Here is a 14,054-nt window from a genome sequence, read left to right as displayed (position 1 = left end):
CTTTACGAAAGGCGGGACGCGGATGCCCGAGAGCCTGGTCGCGGGCGTCGACTCCTCGACGCAGTCGACGAAGGTCGTGCTGTGCCGCGCCGGAGACGGCGCCGTGGTCGCGACCGCCTCCGCCCCGCATCCGGACGGCACCGAATGCCACCCCGACCACTGGTGGCACGCGCTGGGGCAGGTCCGGGACCTGCTCGAACGCGCCGACGCGGTGGCGGTCGCCGCCCAGCAGCACGGCATGGTCGCGCTCGACGCCGCCGGCGAGCCCGTCCGGCCCGCCCTGCTCTGGAACGACACGCGCTCGGCGCCGCAGGCCCGCGCCCTCGTCGAGGAGCTCGGAGGCGCGGAGGCCTGGGCGAAGCGGACCGGGAGCGTCCCGCTGGCGTCGTTCACGGTGACCAAGCTCCGCTGGATGGCCGAGAACGAGCCCGGCCACGCGCGCCGCACCGAGCAGGTCGTGCTCCCCCACGACTGGCTGACGCTGCGGCTCGGCGCGTCCGAGCCGGTGACCGACCGCGGCGACGCGTCCGGAACCGGCTACTGGTCCCCCGCGACCGGCGCTTACCTGCCGGACCTGCTGCGCGCGGCGCTCGGCCACGACGCCGCGACGCCCCGCGTCGCCGCGCCCGGGGAGCGCGTCGGCGAGACGGCCTGGGGCGCCGCGCTCGGCCCCGGCACCGGCGACAACATGGGCGCCGCGCTCGGACTCGGGCTGGGGCCCGGCGACGTCGTCGTGTCGATCGGCACCTCGGGGACGGCCTTCGCGGTCGCCGGGGAGCCCGCGGCCGACGCCTCCGGGCTGGTCGCGGGGTTCGCCGACGCGACCGGCCGGTTCCTGCCCCTGGTCTGCACGCTGAACGCCGCCCGGATCCTGTCTGCCGCCGCGGCGATGACCGGCGCCTCGCTGGAGGAGCTGTCCGCGCTGGCCCTCGCCGCCGAACCCGGCGCGGGCGGCCTGACGCTGCTCCCCTACCTCGACGGCGAGCGCACCCCCGACCGGCCGGGAGCCAGCGGCGTGCTCGCGGGGCTCACCACGTCCAACGCGACGCGGGAGAACCTCGCGCGGGCCGCCGTGGAGGCGCTGCTGTGCTCGCTCGCCGACGCCGTCGACCACCTCGCCGCGCAGGGCGTCCGGCCGCGCCGCGTCCTGCTGATCGGCGGCGGCGCCCGCGCCGGGGCCGTCCGCGCCCTCGCCCCCGCGATCCTCGGGACGCCGGTGACCGTCCCCGAGCCCGCCGAGTACGTCGCGCTCGGCGCCGCCCGCCAGGCGGCCTGGGCCCTGGCCGGGACGCCGGAGCCGCCCGCCTGGCCGGCGCCGCCCGCGACCGAGCACACCGCCGACCGCACCGATGCCGGGGTCCGCGCACGCTACGCGGCGCTGCGCGACACCGCCCCGGAGATCTGAGGAGGAACCCATGAGCGACTACACGCCCACGCCCGAGGACCGCTTCTCGTTCGGCGTCTGGACGGTCGGCTGGCAGGGCGTCGACGTGTTCGGCCCCGGCACCCGGCCGCCGATGCCCGCCGACCGCGCCGTCCGCGAGCTCGCCGAGATCGGCGCCTACGGCGTCAACTTCCACGACAACGACGTGTTCGACTTCGACGCCACGCCCGCCGAGAGGCAGGGGGCGATCGACGCGTTCCGCAAGGCCCTGGACGAGACGGGCCTGGTCGTCACCACCGCCACCACGAACCTGTTCGGCCACCCGGTCTTCAAGGACGGGGCCTTCACCGCCAACGACCGCGACGTCCGCCGGTTCGCGCTGCGCAAGGTCATGGACAACCTGGACCTGGCCGCCGAACTGGGCGCCCGCACCTACGTGTGCTGGGGCGGGCGGGAGGGCGCCGAGTCCGGGGCGGCCAAGGACGTCCAGGCGGCGCTGGACCGCTACAAGGAGGCGTTCGACGTCCTCGGCGCCTACGTCGCCGACCAGGGCTACGACCTGCGCTTCGCGATCGAGCCGAAGCCGAACGAGCCGCGCGGCGACATCCTGCTCCCCACGATCGGCCACGCGCTCGCGTTCATCCAGACCCTGGAGCGCCCCGACACCGTCGGCCTGAACCCCGAGGTCGGGCATGAGGAGATGGCCGGGCTGAACTACGCGCACGGCCTGGCCCAGGCGCTGTGGCAGGGCAAGCTGTTCCACATCGACCTCAACGGGCAGCACGGCCCCCGCTACGACCAGGACCTGCGCTTCGGCGCCGGCAACGCGCGCGGCGCCTTCTGGGTCGTCGACCTGATCGACCAGAGCGACTACGACGGCCCCGTCCACTTCGACTTCAAGCCGCCCCGCACCGAGGACGACCGGGGCGTGTGGGAGTCGGCGGCCGCGTGCATGCGCAACTGGCTGATCCTGCGCGAGAAGGCCCGCGCGTTCCGCGCCGACCCCGACGTCCAGGACGCCCTGCGCGAGGCCAAGCTGGAGGAGCTCGCCCAGCCGACCCTGGCCGACGGCGAGGACTGGCGCTCCGTCCGCGACACCACCGTCGACGCCGAAGCCCTCGGCGCCCGCCGCACCGCCTTCGAGCATCTCGACCAGCTCGCCCTGGAGCACCTCTACGGCGTGCGGTAGGCGTGTCCTCCCAGGGGCCGTCCCTGGGAGGACAGCTGCCTCCTCACTGCCCTACGGGGCCGCCAGTGCTTCGGTGGGGGCCAGGCGGGCTGCGCGTAGGGCGGGGTACAGGCCCGCGACGCCGCCTATGAGGAGAGTGGCGAGGATGCCGCCCGCCATCGCCCAGACCGGGACGACGGTCGGCCAGCCCTGGATCACGGCGAAGACGGCGGTGACCGCGATGCCCGCCGCCACGCCGCCGACGCCGCCCAGCACGGCCAGCATCTGCGACTCGGCGAGGAACTGGAGCCGGATCTGGCCCCGGGTCGCGCCGAGGCTGCGGCGCAGGCCGATCTCGGCGCGGCGCTCCAGCACGGAGATCACCATCGTGTTGGCGACGCCGACGCCGCCGACCAGCAGCGCGACGCCGCCGAGGCCGAGGAGCAGGCCGGTGAACGCCCGGTCGCCGGCCTGCCGCGCGGCCAGCGCGTCCGAGGGCCGGCTGACCTCGACCTCGTTCGGCGCCCGCGGGTTCGCGGTCGCGGCGAGCAGGTCCCGCACCTTCGCCACGGCGTCCTCGCGGGCCCGCGTGTAGACGGTGGTCGGGTGGCCGTCGAAGCCGAGGCGGGACGCGGCGGCGTCCCAGCCGACGAGCGCGGCCGAGTCCAGCTCCGGCGCCAGCCCGTTCGGTTCCAGGACGCCCACGACGGTGAACCACTGGGAGCCGAGCCACACCTGCGCGTTCGGCGTCGAGACGCCGAGCCGGTCGGCCGCCGCCGACCCCAGGACGACGGCCGGGTACTTCGCCGTGCCCGCGTTCAGCCAGGTGCCGGAGGCCATGGTGAGGCCGACGGTCCGCGGCAGGTCCAGGCGGGCCGCCAGGACGCTGATGCCGCCGCTCTCCCCCTCCGGGATGTGGTCGTTGCGGTAGACGGCGGTGTCCTCCAGCTTCGCCGTCGCCGACGCCGACCGCACGTCCGGCATCCGCGCCACCATCGCGACGGACTCCTCGGGCAGCTCGGCGTCCCCGCCGAACAGGTCGCGGCCCGGTCCGACCGTGAGCAGGTTCGTGCCGAGCCGGTCGAGGGCGGCCTGCAGCTGCGCCCGGCTCGACGTCGAGATGCCGACCACGCCGACCATCGCGGCGATGCCGATCGCGATGCCGAGGGCGGACAGGAACACCCGCGTCGGCCGCGACCGCAGGCCGGCGGCACCGACGCGCAGCACGTCGCCGGGGCCGAGCCTCGCCGCGGCGTCCAGGGACGCGTTCCTCCCGCTCACGGCGCCCCCACCCGTGCGTCGTCGTGCACGATCCGGCCGTCGCGCATCCGCACCTGCCGGGGCAGCAGCGCGGCGATGTCCCGGTCGTGCGTGATCAGGACGACGGTCGTGCCGCCGCCGGACAGCTCGCGCAGCAGGTCGAGGACGCCCGCGCCCGACGCCGAGTCCAGCGCGCCGGTCGGCTCGTCGGCCAGCAGCAGCGCGGGCTCCCCGACCACGGCGCGGGCGATCGCGACGCGCTGCCGCTCGCCGCCCGACAGCTGGTGCGGCCGGTGGCCGAGGCGGTGCCCGAGCCCGACGCGCTCCAGCGCGCGGCGGGCCAGGCGGCGCCGCTGCGGCAGCGGCACGCCCCCGTACAGGAGCCCGTCGGCGACGTTGTCGAGCGCGCTGACGCCCGCCGCGAGGTGGAACTGCTGGAACACGAAGCCGATCCGCCGGGCGCGCAGCGCGGACAGGCGCCGGTCCGTGAGCCGCGACACGTCCCCGCCCTCGACGAGGACGGTCCCGGCGCTCGGCCGGTCGAGGGTGCCGAGCAGGTGCAGCATCGTCGACTTCCCCGATCCGGACGGCCCGACGATCGCGAGGAGCTCGCGCTCCCCGACGGTCAGCGACACTCCGTCCAGCGCGGTGACCCCGCCCGGGTAGGTCTTGGTGACCTCCCTGAGCTCCACTACCGGGCTCATGACGGCACCCCGACCTTCATGCCCTCCGCGAGGCCCGGGCCGGAGACCTCGACCCGGCCCTCGGTGAACACGCCGGTCTCCACCGGCACCGTGCGGACCCGCCCGTCCTGGACGACCTGGACGGCGTAGCCGCCGTCGCCCCGGGCGAGCAGCGCGCCGACCGGCACGGCGAGGACGTCGGGATGCCGGTTCGCGGTGAGGCATACCACGACGGGCGCCTTGTCGTAGGAGCCGAGCTTTACGCGCCCGGCGACCGCGATCTCGACCTCCACGGTGGTCGGCTGATCCTGCGCCCCCTCCTTGGCGACCTTCCCGACCGAGGAGACCCGCCCGGTGGCGGTGTCGCCGGATGGCAGCTCGATCTCCACTCGCGCACCCTTCTTCGCCAGCCGCTGGTACTCGACGTCCAGGTCGACGGACACGACCCGGGTCGTGCCGGTGTAGGTGAGGACAGGGCCGCCGGCGCGGTCCCCGACGTTCGCCTTGCGCTCGGCGACCCGGATGCGGCCGGACGCGACGACGGCCGCGCCGGGAGCGACCCGGCCGGTCTCGTCGACGCCGAGCGCGTCCTGCCAGCGCCGCACGGCCGCGGCGGTGGCGGCGTCGTAGGTCCTGTCGACGGTGAAACCGGTATAGCCGAGGGCTCGCAGGTTGCGTTCCAGCTGCAGGGCGTCGGCGCCCTTCGTCCCCTCGGCGAGCGTCCTGTACAGCGGAAGGCTGCCGTACAGCAGCGGTACCGGCCTGTCGTCGACCCGGTACACCGCCCTGCCCCTGGAGACGACCGCCCCGGGCCCGGCGAGCCAGGTGATGGTGCCGCGCCCGGCGCCGGCGACGGTGCGGGTCCCGCCGTAGCCGAGCGTGCCGTCCACGTCCTGCGTCTCGGTGAGCGTGGTGCGCTCGACCGCCGCCGTCGCGGGCGGCAGGGCTCCGCGTGCGGCGGCGGGATCGGCGCCGCCGCCGAGCCCGACCGTCGCGAGCCCCGCGCCGCCGGCCACGGCGACCCCGGCCGCGCCGAGGACGACGGTGCGCGTCCTGGCCACTAGTCGCCGCCCCGGGTCGTCGCCGCGAAGCCTCCGCCGCCGGGCGAGAGCTTGGCACAGGCCTTCTGGGCGCTCTTGAACGTCCGGCTCTCCGGGTCCGGCCCCGTGCCCTTCCCCTCCTTGATCTTGATGCCGCCGTCCGGCTCGGGGTCGGGGAACGCGCCGACACCGTGGTCGCGCATGCACTTGGCGAACGCGCGCATCTTCGCCAGTTCCTCGGGCTTGGGCTTGGGCGGCTTCCCGCCGTTCGGCATCAGGTGCGCGCACTTCTTCTGCGCCGCCTGGACACCGCCGTCGGCCTCCGGTCCATCCTTGCCGGGGCCGCCCGGCTTGGCGGACGCCCGGATCTCGATCCGGCCGTTCTTCGGGTCCGGCATGTCCACCCCGTTGGCGCGCATGCAGCGGGCGAACTCCCGCATCTTCTGGTCGTCGCTGGCGGCCTTGGCGGTGCCGCCCCCGCCGGCGCCCTCGTCCCCGCAGCCCTGCAGGCCGAGGGCCAGGGCAGGGGCGAGCGCCAGCACGGCGAGCGTACGTCGTCGCATCGGGTCGTCTCCTCGTCGTCCCCGCCGGACGGTGCTCCGGCGGCGACCGCAAGTCCAGCCGTCGGCCGGTAACCCCGGCGTAACCGGATCGCGTTATGCCGGCGTTACGCCCGTTCCCCGAAGCTGGGGCGGCGGGACGCGCAGGAGGGCGGGTCCCGCGGGAGCGGCAGGGGTGGGGCACGTGCGTGTACTGGTCGCCGAGGACGAGCGGATGCTCGCCGACTCGATCGCCGAGGGGCTGCGGGCGGAGGCCCTCGCCGTGGACGTGGTCTACGACGGGGACGCCGCGCTGGAGCGGCTCGGCGTGCACGACTACGACGTGGTCGTCCTGGACCGGGACCTGCCGGTCGTGCACGGCGACGACGTGTGCCGCGCGGTGGTGGAGTCCGGCGCGCTCGTGCGGGTGCTGATGCTCACCGCCGCCGTCACCGTCCCGGCCCGGGTCGACGGGCTGCGCCTCGGCGCCGACGACTACCTCACCAAGCCGTTCGCGTTCGAGGAGCTGGTGGCGCGGATCCTCGCGCTCGGTCGGCGGGCCCGCCCGGCGGCGCCGCCGGCACTGGAGCGCGCCGGGATCCGGGCCGACCCGTCCCGCCAGGAGGTGTACCGCGACGGGCGGTACGTGCACCTGGCGCGCAAGGAGTTCGGGCTGCTGGCCGAGCTGCTGCGCGCGGACGGGACGATCGTGTCCGCCGAGCGGCTGCTGGAGAAGGTGTGGGACGAGCACACCGACCCGTTCACCAACACCGTCCGGGTGACGCTGATGAAGCTGCGCCGCAAACTCGGCGATCCCCCGGTCATCGAGACCGTCCCGGGAGTGGGGTACCGGATCCCATGAGCGCTGCGAGGACCGCGGGGTTCGCCGGCCGGCTGCGGCCGACGATCCGGCTGCGGCTGACCATCCTCTACACGGGCCTGTTCCTCGGCGCGGGCATCGTGCTGCTCGGCCTGACCTATCTCCTCGTCCAGAACAACCTGCAGAGGCAGGGAGAACCCGCGGACGACCGCGTCTTCACAGCCGCGGGACCCGCGTTGAAGGGGACGGCGCCGATGCCCGGCGAGGCGTCGGAGCTCACCGTGCAGCGGGTGCAGGGCGCGCTGATCAAGGGCCGCGAGGACTACCGGCGGAAGACCCTCAACGCGCTGCTCACCCAGGGCGGGATCGCGCTCGGGCTGGTGGGCGCGGCGGGGCTCGGCTTCGGCTGGCTGCTCGCCGACCGGGCGCTGCGCCCCGTGCACGCGATCACCGAGACGGCGCGCCGCGTCGCGCGCAGCCACGACCTCACCGAGCGGATCGCCTACGAGGGCCCGCGCGACGACGTCAAGGAGCTGGCCGACACCTTCGACACCATGCTCGGCCGGCTGGCGCGGGCGTTCGACGGGCAGCGCCGGTTCGTCGCGAACGCCTCGCACGAGCTGCGCACCCCCCTCGCCATCAACCGGACGCTGGTGGACGTGGCGGTGCGGCGGCCGGACGCCACCGACGACGTCAAGCGGCTCGGCGAGTCGCTGCTGGTCGTCAACGGCAGGCACGAGCGGCTCATCGACGGGCTGCTCACCCTCGCCGGGACCGAGAACGCCGTGGTCGACGCCGGACCGCTCGACCTGGCGGACGTCGCCGGGCACGTCCTGCGGCAGGCCGCCGCCGAGGCGGAGGCCCGCGGCGTGACCGCGGACCGCCTGCTCGGCCCGGCCCCCGCCTCCGGCGATCCGGTGCTGGTGGAGCGGCTCGTGCAGAACCTGGTGGAGAACGCGATCCGGCACAACCGCGACGGCGGCGAGGTGCGCGTCGCGACCCGGGGCCGGGACGGCTGGGCCGAGCTCACCGTCGCCAACACCGGTCCCCCGGTCCCCGCCTACGAGATCGAGACGATCTTCGAGCCGTTCCGGAGGCTCGGCAACGACCGGGTGCGCTCCGACCGCGGCTCGGGTCTCGGGCTGTCGATCGTCCGGGCGACCGCGACGGCCCACGGCGGCACGGTGACCGCGGCGCCGCGCCCGGGAGGCGGCCTCGTGGTGACCGTCCGCCTGCCGGCGTCAGCCTCCCCGGGCTGAGGCGGTCGCCTCGGCCGGGGCGGTCGTGCGCGGGCGCAGCGCGGACACCGCCAGGGCGACGGCCGCCCCGGCGAGGGCCCACCCGGCCAGCACCCACAGCGCGTGCGCCGTGGCGTTGCCGGAGAAGTAGACGGTGTTGCGCACGGCCGTCGTCGCCGCGCCCGTCGGCAGCCAGCCGCCGATCGAGCGCCAGAACGACGGCAGCAGCGCGACCGGGTAGGCGCCGCCGGCGCTGGGGTTGCCGAGCACGACGAACAGCAGGATCGCCAGACCGATCCCGATGAGCCCGAACAGGGTCTGGAGCGCGGCCGTGGCGGCCGCCGCGGCGAAGACCACGAGCGCGCCGATCCCCCACACCGGGAAGAAGTGGCCCGGCAGCGCGCCGAGGAGCGGACCGGCGATGAGGGCGCCGCCGAGCCCCGACACGACCGCGTACAGGGCGAGCGCGCCCAGCCGGACGACCGTGCGGCGCGCGTTGGCCGGGCGGGCGCCGCCCGCGACCGCGAGGATCGCGGCGGCCAGGTAGCCGCCCACGACCCAGCCGATGACGAGGTAGAAGGAGGACAGGCCCCGGCCGTCCTTGGGGCCCGGCGGCCGGATGTCGACGACCCTCACCTGCCGGCCCTGGGCGGTCTCCAGACGGTGCGCCACGTCGGTCGCGGTGCCGGCGAGCGCGGGGCCGGCGGCGGAGGCGACCAGGAGCGTGTCGGTGCCGCCGCGCGGGTCGACGATGATCGCCGCGTCGACGTCGCGGCGCAGGATGTCCCGGCGGGCCTGCTGCGCGCCGGGCGACGTGCGCGCCTTCAGCGGTGCGCCCTCCAGCGCGTTCACCCGCGCGACGACCTGTCCCGCGACCGCGGGCGGCGCGACCACCGCGACGGGGACGCGGTGCGGGGCCGGCGAGTGGAACGCGCCGATGTAGGAAAGGATGAACCCGAACTGCAGCAGCATGACCCCGGTGATCAGGGCGAACGCGCGCAGCGTCACCGCGTCTCGGAGTTCGGCCGCGAACCCGCGGTCGGGCGGACGCCGGTCGGGCGCGCGAGTGCTCATGCCGGTCGCCTACCCAATCGGCGGCCCGCCAACTGCGCGGGGGCCGGGCTCAGGCACCGGCGCCGCCGTCGTCGTCGCTGGAGTAGACGCAGCCTTGGTGCACGAACGCGGAGCCGTCCACCCCCGGTCCCCCTCTTCCAACGGCACCGGTGCGTGCCGTTACGCCGTGGCCCGCGGGCACGCCCCGGGGGGCGGGGCGTCGCCGCGGCGGATGACCTGCCGATCGACTACAGTCAGGATCGTATCGATCACAGGGAGTATCAAGCCGAACATCGAAACACCCTTCCCGTCGCGTCCGGATGCGGAGGCGCGGGGGCCTGAAACCCGGGCCGGACCAAGGTAGCGTCGGACCAATGACCAGTGCTGAACTGCTCACCGACGCGTTCGACCGGATCCGCGACGTCGTCCACGGGGCGGTCGGCGGCCTCAGCGGGCCGCAGCTCGCCCGCCGGCCCGCCGAGGGCGCCAACTCGATCGCGTGGCTCGTCTGGCACCTCACCCGCATCCAGGACGACCACGTCGCCGGGGCCGCCGGCACCGACCAGGTGTGGACGCGGGACGGCTGGGCCGACCGGTTCGCCCTTCCGTTCGACGCCTCCGACACCGGGTACGGCCACACTCCGGACGACGTCGCCGCCGTCCGGGTGGACTCGGCGGACCTGCTCACGGGCTATCACGACGCCGTCCACGCCAGTACCGTCCGGTACGTGTCCGCGCTGACCGACGCCGACCTCTCCCGGATCGTCGACCGGGCGTGGGATCCGCCGGTCACGCTGGCGGTACGGCTGGTCAGCGTGGTCTCCGACGACCTCCAGCACGCGGGGCAGGCCGCCTACGTGCGCGGCCTGCTCAGGGACTGACCTCGGCCGGCCGGGCCCGTTCCGGGGGCGGGCCCGCGGGGACGAGATCGCGGATCAGGCGGGACCACCGGGGGCCGATGCGGTCCAGGTCATGGGCCCGCGCGGACAGCAGGGCCGCCTCGCCCAGCCGGTCCCGCAGGCCGGGGTCCGCGATCACCGCGCGGAGCGCCGCGGTCAGGGCGTCCACGTCCCCGGCGGTGACGAGGAGCCCGTCACGGCCGTGGGCGATCATCTCGGCCGGCCCGGTGGGGCAGTCGAACGCCACGACCGCCAGCCCCATGCCCATGGCCTCGATCACGACCATGGGCATGCCCTCGCGGCGCGACGACAGCGCGTAGACCGACGCCCGCCCCATCTCCGCGTGCAGGTCGCGGGTGCGGGGGCACAGCTCGGCCCGCCCGCCGAGGCCGAGGTCGTCGATCAGCGCGCGGAGCCGGTCGCGCCGGGGCCCGCCTCCGAAGACCCGCAGGGTCCAGTCGGGGTGCTCGGCGGCGATCGGCGCGAACGCGCGCAGGAGCAGGTCGAAGCCCTTGGCGTGCACGAGCCTCCCGGCGGCCACGACGACCTTGTGCGCGCGCCGGGACGGCCGCTCCGGCAGCGCCGGCGCGGCGTTCGGGATGCGGACGACGCGCACGGGGGATCCCGCCAGCGCGGCCTCGTACTCGGCGCGGTCGGCCTCGGTGAGCGTGGTGACGACGTCGAGCCGGCGGTAGGCGCGGACGATCTGCCGCCGGAGCGCGGGCCGGTAGGCCCCGAGGTGCATGTGGTCCTGGCCGATCGTCGCGACCCCGGCCGGCGCCAGCTCGGCCGCCAGGAGGTTGAGGGACGGCCTGGACCCGATGAGCACGTCGGGCGGCGCCGCACGCCAGACCGCGCGGCGCAGCAGGCACACGTCCGTCCAGAGGCTCATGTGGCGGAACGACGCCTCGTCCGCGGGCGTCAGGAGGCTCGGCAGCCCGGCCAGCAGGCGGGCCGAGCGCCCCTTGGGAGCCAGGCGGTCGTCGGCGTAGGTGACCGTGACCCCGGCGGGGAGGGCGAAGAACGGCCTCCTGCTCCGCTTCAGCACGCTGACGATCTCGACGTCGTGATCGCGGGCCAGATGGCCGCACAGGTTCAGGACCGTGCGGATCGTCCCGCCCGTCCCGTGCGCGTTCTGCAGCAGGACGCGGACGCGGAGCCGGTCACCGGGCGGCGGGACGCGCCGTCGCCGCAGCGGGCGCAGCGCCGTGAGCGCCGTCCGGCGCAGGACGCGGTGCGCCCTGCGCCGGACGCGGCGCCGCAGTCGCAGCGGGTGAGCTGGCTCGTTCACCGGGTCCCCGTTCGCCGACGGCCGTGTCCGGGCCGTTCCCGGAGCGGGACCCGGTCATGGTCAGCCGGTGGTCACGGTTCGGTTGAGGGCGCCGCCCTTGACCCACCGGTCCCACGACATCTGGTAGTAGCTCCAGCCGTTGAGCGGGTCCAGCTTCCGCTTGCTGCCGGTGATGACCACCGGGTCGCCGCGGTAGGACCACTCGTAGTACCAGCGGGCGTCGGCGGGCGGGGAGTTCACGCAGCCGTGGCTGACGTTCTGGCGGCCCTGCGCCCAGGTGGTGGCGGCCATCGAGTGGATGTACTCGCCGCTGTTGGAGATCCGCACCGCGTGCGGGATGACCTCCTTGTAGCCGCCGTTCTTCTTGTCGTCGGGCTTGACCCCCATCCACTCCGACGTCATGATCGCCGGATTCTCCTTGCCCATGGTCAGGTGGATGCCGCTGGTGGTGAGGTAGGTGTCGACGCCGTTGACGACGCGGCCGCCGCGGCCCGCGCTGATCGGCCAGCTGCGGACCTTCTTGCCGTTCTTGGTGACGACCAGCTTGTGCTTCTTGGTGCTGACCGTGACCATGTGCGCGTCGCCGATGCGGAACCCGCGGGTGTAGTCCGTCACGCCGTAGGTCTTCTTGCCCGACCTCACGCCGGCCAGCTTGGCGGTGAACATCACCTTCTGGTTGGGCCCCCACCAGGTGCCGTTCTTCGTACGGAAGATCACCGTGGTGTCGTTCAGCCAGTACCAGGCGCCGGTGGCGGGCGTGGTCGACTTGACCTCGAGGGCGCCCTCGACGGCCTTCTTGTCGGCCACCGGGCGGTTGAAGACCACCTGGATCGGCATGCCGACGCCGACCTTCTCGTTCTTGCTCGGCGTGATGTCGACGATGCTGAGCTCGCTGGCGGCCCTGAGCGTGGCGAACGCGGCGTTGACGGTGGCCGTCTTGCCCTTGGGGCTCTTGGCGACCGCCGTGACCTGGTACTTGGCCCCGGGACGCAGCGTGCGCGACTTCCAGCTGGTCTTGTCGGCGGCCATCGCGCCGTCGACGGGCTTGCCCTTGAGCGTGACCGAGACCTGTTCGAGCGTCCCGCCCGCGGCGGTGACGACGACGCCGTCCTCGGGCTTGGCCTTGGTGTTGCCGTTGCCCGGGTTGATCGTCACCTGCGGGGCGCTCGCGTCGCCCTTCTCTCCGACGGTGACGCCGGAGTCCTTCTCTCCTCCGCTGCAGGCCGTCGTGAAGAGGAGGACGACCCCCGCCATTCCCGCGCCAGCCCGAACCCCTGCGGAAAGCCTCCGCTGCACCGTTGACCTCCAGAACCCCGCCGTCTACCAGAGCGACATTAGCGACAAAAGTCGACGATCATGCCATGTCCCGGGGTTTTTGCAGGTGCCTGAGATCAAAGCGTTGCAAGACGGAGGTTTCGTCGCCCCTCCCCCGCCCCCGGCAGCCGTCTCAGCGGAGAGCGCTGCCCTCCCGCCACTTGTCGAAGGAGAGCTGCCAGACGCTCCAGCCGTTGTCCCACTCGACCTCGCGGTCGGTCCCGGTCAGGTCGATCACGTCGCCGCGCTGCATGACGTCGTAGAACCACTTGGCGTTGGCCGGGCTGACGTTCAGGCAGCCGTGGCTGACGTTCGTCGAGCCCTGCGAGCCGACCGACCACGGCGCCGAGTGCACGTACTCGCCGCTGTTGGAGAAGCGGACCGCGTAGTTCACGACCGTCTTGTAGTAGCCCGGGTCCCCCTCCTTGCGCCCGGGGGACGTCATCGTGACCGGGTTGCCCTTCTCCATCAGGAGGTGCACGCCGCTGGTGGTGGTGAACTCCCGCGTCTGGCCGTTGCCGGCGCTGAACGGGACGGTGCGCAGCTTCTTGCCGTCCCGCGTCACCGTCATGTGGTGGTCGCCGATGTCGCCGGTGGTGATCTGCGCGGCGCCGATGCTGATGGTCGCCTGCGCGTCCTTGGCCCCGTACACGCCGCCGCCCGCGTTCACCCCGGCGAGGTCCGCCTGGAAGCGGACGGTCTGGTGCGGCTGCCAGTACGTCTTCGTCCGGTAGATGACCTGGTCGGATCCGACCCAGCGCCACGCGCCCTCGACCGGCTTCTCCGGGGTGACGCGCAGCGTCCGCTCCACCGCGGCCTTGTCGGTGACCGGCCGGTTGAACCGGACGAAGATCGGCATGCCGACGCCGACCTTCTCCCCGGTGACGTTCGGCGTGACGTCCGCGATCGACAGCGTCTGGGCGGGCTTCAGCGTCGTGAACGAGCTGGTGGCCGTGCGGGTCTTGCCGCCGTCGCCGGCCTGCGCCGTGACCGTGTAGGACGTCCCGGGGGTCAGGGTGCGGGTGGACCGCCACGTCTTGCGGCCGTCCCCGTAGCTCCCGGAGATCGCCGCGCCCCCGCCCTGGACGGTGACGTCGCGCAGCTTCGCGCCGGAGGCCTTGACCTCGATCGTGCCGTCCGGCTTGACCTGGGCGGTCCCGTTCGCCGGCGTGATCGTCACGGTCGTGTCCGACCCGCCCGAGGCGAGCTTGCCCTCGCCCCCGATCGAGCAGCCGGTCACGAGCAGCGCCAGCGCTCCCGTCCCGCCGGCCACCACAGGTCCCAACCGACCCTTTGTCACCACTGACTCCCCCAACCTCAAACATTCACCCCGTATAGGTGAAATCTATCTAAGGATGGAGACGC

General features: G+C 74.3%; 13 protein-coding genes. 5 read left to right on the top strand and 8 right to left on the bottom strand.

Annotated elements, in window-relative coordinates; translation table 11 throughout:
- The first annotated feature begins 22 nt into the window (after nt 1-22).
- On the top strand, nt 23-1,405 hold the full coding sequence (gene xylB, locus BKA00_RS07135) for a xylulokinase (RefSeq protein WP_185024165.1): 1,383 nt from the start codon (nt 23-25) through the stop codon (nt 1,403-1,405).
- Nucleotides 1,406-1,415: 10 nt separating this feature from the next.
- Entirely contained in the window at nt 1,416-2,573 is a 1,158-nt protein-coding gene (xylA, locus tag BKA00_RS07130) for a xylose isomerase (RefSeq protein ID WP_185024164.1), read from the top strand.
- Between the two features lie 51 nt (nt 2,574-2,624).
- On the opposite strand, the gene BKA00_RS07125 is transcribed toward xylA, so the two are convergent.
- From BKA00_RS07125 to BKA00_RS07110, 4 genes are read right to left on the bottom strand one after another with little or no spacing between them, the layout of a single operon-like run.
- On the bottom strand, nt 2,625-3,833 hold the full coding sequence (locus tag BKA00_RS07125; protein WP_230299062.1) for an ABC transporter permease: 1,209 nt from the start codon (nt 3,831-3,833) through the stop codon (nt 2,625-2,627).
- Nucleotides 3,830-4,516: an ABC transporter ATP-binding protein gene (locus tag BKA00_RS07120; protein WP_185024163.1), complete on the bottom strand. Its 687-nt coding sequence runs from the start codon at nt 4,514-4,516 to the stop codon at nt 3,830-3,832. The genes BKA00_RS07125 and BKA00_RS07120 overlap by 4 nt, the downstream gene beginning before the upstream one ends.
- Complete coding sequence (locus BKA00_RS40310; RefSeq protein ID WP_185024162.1) at nt 4,513-5,556, bottom strand: efflux RND transporter periplasmic adaptor subunit; 1,044 nt, start codon at nt 5,554-5,556, stop codon at nt 4,513-4,515. The genes BKA00_RS07120 and BKA00_RS40310 overlap by 4 nt, the downstream gene beginning before the upstream one ends.
- Nucleotides 5,556-6,098: a hypothetical protein gene (locus BKA00_RS07110; protein ID WP_185024161.1), complete on the bottom strand. Its 543-nt coding sequence runs from the start codon at nt 6,096-6,098 to the stop codon at nt 5,556-5,558. The genes BKA00_RS40310 and BKA00_RS07110 overlap by 1 nt, the downstream gene beginning before the upstream one ends.
- Before the next feature lie 181 nt (nt 6,099-6,279).
- On the opposite strand from BKA00_RS07110, the gene BKA00_RS38695 reads away from it, so the two are divergent.
- Together BKA00_RS38695 and BKA00_RS07100 are read left to right on the top strand one after the other, a co-directional pair.
- Nucleotides 6,280-6,936, top strand: coding sequence for a response regulator (locus tag BKA00_RS38695; protein ID WP_185024160.1), 657 nt, complete (start codon nt 6,280-6,282; stop codon nt 6,934-6,936).
- Nucleotides 6,933-8,153, top strand: a complete 1,221-nt coding sequence (locus BKA00_RS07100; RefSeq protein WP_185024159.1) for a sensor histidine kinase — start codon at nt 6,933-6,935, stop codon at nt 8,151-8,153. The genes BKA00_RS38695 and BKA00_RS07100 overlap by 4 nt, the downstream gene beginning before the upstream one ends.
- On the opposite strand, the gene BKA00_RS07095 is transcribed toward BKA00_RS07100, so the two are convergent.
- Nucleotides 8,136-9,206: an ABC-2 transporter permease gene (locus tag BKA00_RS07095; RefSeq protein WP_185024158.1), complete on the bottom strand. Its 1,071-nt coding sequence runs from the start codon at nt 9,204-9,206 to the stop codon at nt 8,136-8,138. The genes BKA00_RS07100 and BKA00_RS07095 overlap by 18 nt on opposite strands.
- Nucleotides 9,207-9,559: 353 nt before the next feature.
- On the opposite strand from BKA00_RS07095, the gene BKA00_RS07090 reads away from it, so the two are divergent.
- On the top strand, nt 9,560-10,066 hold the full coding sequence (locus tag BKA00_RS07090) for a mycothiol transferase (RefSeq protein ID WP_185024157.1): 507 nt from the start codon (nt 9,560-9,562) through the stop codon (nt 10,064-10,066).
- Here the strand turns inward: BKA00_RS07090 and BKA00_RS39725 are convergent.
- The 3 genes from BKA00_RS39725 to BKA00_RS07075 form a co-directional block, all read right to left on the bottom strand.
- Nucleotides 10,056-11,375 carry a glycosyltransferase family 4 protein gene (locus tag BKA00_RS39725; protein WP_185024156.1) on the bottom strand — a complete coding sequence of 440 codons (1,320 nt, stop codon included), beginning with the start codon at nt 11,373-11,375 and terminating at the stop codon, nt 10,056-10,058. The genes BKA00_RS07090 and BKA00_RS39725 overlap by 11 nt on opposite strands.
- Nucleotides 11,376-11,435: 60 nt before the next feature.
- Nucleotides 11,436-12,629: a L,D-transpeptidase gene (locus tag BKA00_RS07080; RefSeq protein ID WP_185024155.1), complete on the bottom strand. Its 1,194-nt coding sequence runs from the start codon at nt 12,627-12,629 to the stop codon at nt 11,436-11,438.
- Nucleotides 12,630-12,822: 193 nt separating this feature from the next.
- On the bottom strand, nt 12,823-13,965 hold the full coding sequence (locus BKA00_RS07075) for a L,D-transpeptidase (RefSeq protein WP_230299075.1): 1,143 nt from the start codon (nt 13,963-13,965) through the stop codon (nt 12,823-12,825).
- Nucleotides 13,966-14,054: the final 89 nt, after the last annotated feature.

The sequence above is a fragment of the Actinomadura coerulea genome (assembly GCF_014208105.1).
Classification (GTDB): Bacteria; Actinomycetota; Actinomycetes; order Streptosporangiales; family Streptosporangiaceae; genus Spirillospora; species Spirillospora coerulea.
The sequence above is the reverse complement of the archived record's forward strand: the minus strand, read 5'-3'. Positions and strand labels throughout refer to the sequence as shown.

Excerpts from the sequence above, each read along its gene's own strand:
- BKA00_RS07090 (WP_185024157.1), top strand. The coding sequence starts at position 9,560 with ATGACCAGTGCTGAACTGCTCACCGACGCGTTCGACCGGATCCGCGAC.
- BKA00_RS07080 (WP_185024155.1), bottom strand. The coding sequence starts at position 12,629 with ATGGCGGGGGTCGTCCTCCTCTTCACGACGGCCTGCAGCGGAGGAGAG.
- BKA00_RS07110 (WP_185024161.1), bottom strand. The coding sequence starts at position 6,098 with ATGCGACGACGTACGCTCGCCGTGCTGGCGCTCGCCCCTGCCCTGGCC.
- BKA00_RS07095 (WP_185024158.1), bottom strand. The coding sequence starts at position 9,206 with ATGAGCACTCGCGCGCCCGACCGGCGTCCGCCCGACCGCGGGTTCGCG.
- BKA00_RS07120 (WP_185024163.1), bottom strand. The coding sequence starts at position 4,516 with ATGAGCCCGGTAGTGGAGCTCAGGGAGGTCACCAAGACCTACCCGGGC.
- xylA (WP_185024164.1), top strand. The coding sequence starts at position 1,416 with ATGAGCGACTACACGCCCACGCCCGAGGACCGCTTCTCGTTCGGCGTC.
- BKA00_RS07100 (WP_185024159.1), top strand. The coding sequence starts at position 6,933 with ATGAGCGCTGCGAGGACCGCGGGGTTCGCCGGCCGGCTGCGGCCGACG.
- xylB (WP_185024165.1), top strand. The coding sequence starts at position 23 with ATGCCCGAGAGCCTGGTCGCGGGCGTCGACTCCTCGACGCAGTCGACG.